General features: G+C 54.1%; 1 protein-coding gene. It reads left to right on the top strand.

What is annotated here, in order from left to right; all coding sequences use genetic code 11:
• Window positions 1-294 (top strand): sensor histidine kinase (locus ASC50_RS03880; protein ID WP_158648390.1); only part of this gene is annotated, 294 nt, incomplete at its 5' end.
• Window positions 295-523: the final 229 nt, after the last annotated feature.

Raw genomic sequence — 523 nt, 5'->3', positions numbered from 1 at the left:
GTGTTGGAAAACCTGATTAAGAACGCCGTGGACGCGATGGACGGAAAAGGCAAAATCATCATCCGAACCGTCCAAAAAGGCGAAAAAGCCATCGTGGAAGTATCCGACACAGGCAAAGGCATCCCCAAATCGAAGTTCAAAACCGTCTTCCAACCCGGCTACACCACCAAAGCACGCGGCTGGGGCTTGGGACTCTCCCTCGTCAAGCGCATCATCGAATCCTATCAGGGCGGCAAAATCTACGTGGCGCAATCCGAAATAGGGCGAGGCACCACTTTTCGGATGGAATTTTAAAAATAGAGTTTAGTTATTAGAGTTTAGAGTTTAGAGTTTAGTCGCCCCCCAGCCCCCCTCAGGGGGGAGTCGGGGGCGCATCTCGTAGGGATGCGGGATTGCGGGGCAAGCCCCGGTCGTGGTCGGAAGATTGGTTGGATGTTGAATTTACGGGCTGAAAGCCCGAACCGTCATTGCGGGCTGAAAGCCCGAACCGTCATTACGGGCTGCAAGCCCGAACCGTCATTGC

This window comes from Candidatus Symbiothrix dinenymphae, from assembly GCF_001431085.1.
This window is presented reverse-complemented; position numbering and strand designations above follow the sequence as displayed.